This is a genomic window from Mesorhizobium alhagi CCNWXJ12-2 (assembly GCF_000236565.1).
Taxonomy (GTDB): domain Bacteria; phylum Pseudomonadota; class Alphaproteobacteria; order Rhizobiales; family Rhizobiaceae; genus Allomesorhizobium; species Allomesorhizobium alhagi.
Genome location: NZ_AHAM01000103.1, coordinates 1 through 3454, shown reverse-complemented (window position 1 = coordinate 3454; position 3454 = coordinate 1). Strand labels below are relative to the sequence as shown.

The 3454-nt window shown below is 62.2% G+C and carries 5 protein-coding genes; 1 reads left to right on the top strand and 4 read right to left on the bottom strand.

Annotated features, from left to right (window positions below; genetic code table 11):
* On the top strand, window positions 1-582 hold a 582-nt coding region (locus tag MAXJ12_RS12810; protein WP_008836306.1), incomplete at its 5' end, for a S9 family peptidase.
* A 174-nt stretch (window positions 583-756) separates the two neighbouring features.
* Here the strand turns inward: MAXJ12_RS12810 and MAXJ12_RS12805 are convergent.
* The 4 genes from MAXJ12_RS12805 to MAXJ12_RS12790 form a co-directional block, all read right to left on the bottom strand.
* Window positions 757-1488 (bottom strand): DUF3047 domain-containing protein, encoded by a 732-nt coding sequence (locus MAXJ12_RS12805; protein WP_008836305.1) that lies wholly within the window; start codon window positions 1486-1488, stop codon window positions 757-759.
* 50 nt (window positions 1489-1538) lie between these two features.
* Window positions 1539-2039 carry a DoxX family protein gene (locus MAXJ12_RS12800; protein ID WP_008836304.1) on the bottom strand — a complete coding sequence of 167 codons (501 nt, stop codon included), beginning with the start codon at window positions 2037-2039 and terminating at the stop codon, window positions 1539-1541.
* A gap of 3 nt (window positions 2040-2042) precedes the next feature.
* A complete protein-coding gene (locus MAXJ12_RS12795; protein ID WP_008836303.1) occupies window positions 2043-2843 on the bottom strand; it encodes an HvfC/BufC N-terminal domain-containing protein in 801 nt (266 codons plus the stop codon).
* On the bottom strand, window positions 2830-3454 hold a 625-nt coding region (locus MAXJ12_RS12790; protein WP_008836302.1), incomplete at its 5' end, for an MbnB/TglH/ChrH family RiPP precursor modification enzyme. The genes MAXJ12_RS12790 and MAXJ12_RS12795, both read right to left, overlap by 14 nt.

Sequence of the window (3454 nt, the reverse complement as noted above, 5' to 3'; positions counted from 1 at the left end):
GGCGGGAGCACCGGCTTCGGCCGCGCCTACCGCGACCGCCTTCGCCGCAATTGGGGCGTCGTCGACGTCGACGATTGCATTAACGGAGCAAAATTCCTGATCGAGCGGGGGCTCGTCGATCCAAAGCGCATCGTGATCACCGGCGGCAGCGCCGGCGGCTACACCACGCTCGCCGCGCTTGCGTTCCGCGATTTCTTCCAGGGCGGAGCGAGCCATTACGGCGTCAGCGATGCGGCGGCGCTGGCGCGCGACACGCACAAATTCGAATCGCGATACATGGACTGGCTGATCGGGCCCTATCCCGAGGAAGAGGAACTCTATCGCGAACGCTCGCCGCTGTTCCATGCAGAGCGCCTATCCAAGCCTGTGATCTTCTTTCAGGGCGACGAAGACGCCGTCGTGCCGCCGAACCAGACCGAGGCGATGGTCGATGCGCTCCGTAGTCGCGGCACGCCGGTCGGCTATCTCCTGTTTTCCGGCGAGCAACACGGATTTCGCCAGGCCGCCAATATCAAGCGAGCCCTCGATGCCGAACTCTACTTCTACGCAATCGAGGTCTTCGGCACCGGCTTGACGTTTTGACAAACATTGCCGCTTGGCGGCGCCGGGAAACAGGCGCAACAACCGCGACTTGTCTCTTGCCCGGTTGAATACGCGTCCGGTGAATCAGCGGCGGGGGCGCTCCTTCAGAACCGCGCCCAGCGCTGGATCGACCAGCGGTTCGTCGATGGCTATCGGCCGGCGCCAAAGCCTCGATCATTCTGGACTGAACCAGATGTCGCCGTAGTAGCTCTGTGCGCGTCCCTTGTGATCGTCGGCGTCCGTCATGATCGCGACGGCGTCGATTTCGTTGATTTCCTCACCGAATATCCTCCCTAAATCCTCTCGAAGGTTGCGCTTGTGACGAACCCATGTGTCAAGCCCCTTTGGGCCGCTGTCGATCGCCATCATGCGAACCTGAGCGGTGTAGGGGCTTGGCCATTCACTGCCGGTGCGATGTTGGCTCGCCCAGACGTAGTTGAGGGCGAGTGAACGCATTCCAAGGGGGCCACGTTCGATCACCACATAGATGCGGGCCGGGAAGTCATCCCCGGACTTCACATTCTCGTCGATGCCGGGAAAGATCTTCGTCACTTTCCACGACCAGTTGAGAAATGGCGTCTTCGTCAGGTCTATTTTTATTTTTCGGTAGCGGCCCGAGGCTGCGCCGTCGGTCGTGGCGGCAAGGACGGTCGAACCCAAATCGGGATCCCTGACGAATTCGTATCTGGTTTCGCCCTTGAACGAGCGGGTGCGCCAGTCTGAAAGCGATCCTTGCGAGAAGGAACCGACGATAACGCTGCTGCCATTCGCCGACTGCGCCAGGGCAGGGCTTGCGGCAAAGAGGGAGAGAAGAACGCTGAAGGCTCCCAGTTTCCGACCGCGCTGGCGTGACGCGCCACCGCGGAATATGGCGTTCAGTATGTCCCGCGAGCGCCTGCTCCACATAGCCAACCTCGATCGCGATAACCCGTTAACGCGATGGAGCCGATACCGTTTTATCCCATCCTCCGTGAAACAAGATGATCGAGTGACACCCGGCCAGGCCCGAACGCCATCAGCGCTAGCGCCATCGCGGCCCAAGTGAGATGAATCGGCCAGCCGGACGGAACGGTGAGCTGTATGACCGCGGTCATCAATAGGAGGCCCAGCGCCGCAAACCGCGTGCCAAGGCCTAGAACGAGCAGGATCGGAAAGATGATCTCCGCCGATCCGGAAAGGAATGCGACCGTAGACGGCGCTGGAAACGCGTAGGGACCGCCCGGCAGATGCAGCTTGAACTCAGAGCTGAAGAGGAAGACGGCAACGTCGTTGAGTTGCAGGAAACCGTCCCACTTCTTGACGCCGGACCGCCAGAAAGGAAGTGCGAGCGCGAAGCGCAGAACGAGCTGGGTAAGAGACGGCTGCGCAATGGCACGGATAGCGGCGTTCGCCCACTCGACGAGCCCGCCGATCCCCTGCCTTCCGTTGCTCCCGGTGGTCTGCTGTCCGAGTTCCATTTTTCAGCCTCCGCCGCGGATATCGTTGAAGACGCCAGCCTCGATCATTCCGGCGATATTGGCGGAAAGATCAAATTCGGAATCATCTGTCAGCGCCGCCTCGGCAGCCGCGGCGAGCGGCTCGCCTGCGAGGAGACGTGCCAGAAAGACCGCACCGCCCGGCGGCAGCCGCCGGACGATCACTTCCATCCCGGGCCTGGTTACCAGCGCATCCTCCGGCTCGCTTGCCTCGATCGGGGTCGCGGGACCACCGACGCGGTTCGCCGCGAAAATGGTGACCGCCGGATAGCGCGAGCGCACGATCCGCGTTGCGGGATGCGGCGTCAGGATGGTGTCCGCCAGTTGCTCCGAAGGGATTGAAGCCAGAGCTTGAGCCGGCAACGGCGCCGCGTCGGCGGCGTGATAGGCGTCGAGCCAAGCCCGCTCTATCCGCGCCACATCGGCCAGCCAAGGCATCGACCCGGCATATTCGTATCGTTCGATGAAATCCGGAAAGTCGCGACCGTATTCGAACAGAAGCGGCGAGGTGGGAGGCGTGGAGCGCACATGAAATCTGGCCATCGCGCGGAAGAAATCCACGCCGGTGATGCGCAACGTCGCAGGAAATGTCGCCACCAGTGCGTTGATAAGGCTGACGGTGACGTTGTTGCGATAGACGGCGTAGCGCTTGTTTGCAGCCTTGCCATTTGGCCCCGCGACGAAAGCCGGCGGGGCACGCTCGGGGTCGAGCAGGGCGGAGGCAAAACCGGCCGCATAGCAAGTCTGGGCGTCGAGACGATGGCTTTGGAGATCAACGGGCTGCATGGATTTTTCCAGGCATGATCTGTGCGTGGCGGTCGAGAATCGCCTGTGCGGCCGCCGCCTCCGCCTTGAGGATCGGCCAGTCGGGGATTTCGCTGTCCCACTCGACAAGGGTGGGGACGGGGCCGCATTGGCCGATCACGATGTCGTAGAGCTTCCACACCGCATCGGCGACCGGGCCGTCATGGCTGTCGATGAGCAGCAGGTCGCCTTCGTCATCCGCCTGCTCGGCATGTCCGGCCAGATGGATCTCGCCGACATGTTCGAGCGGAAAATCGGCGAGATAGCCAAGCGCGGAGTAACCGTGATTGGTGGCCGAAACGAAGACATTGTTGACGTCAAGCAGCAGGCCGCAGCCGGTGCGTCGGACTAACTCGCCAAGGAAGTCCGTTTCGCTCATCGTCGATTGCGAAAAGAGGACATAGGTCGAGGGGTTTTCAAGCAGGATCGGGCGGCCGATCGCCTCCTGGACCTCGTCGATGTGCTCGGCGACACGCGCCAGCGTCGCCTGCGTGTAGGGCAACGGCAGCAAGTCGTTGAAATAGGTCGTCTCATGGGTCGACCAGGCGAGATGCTCCGACACCAGCGCCGGCTCGTAGCGGTCGACCAGCGCC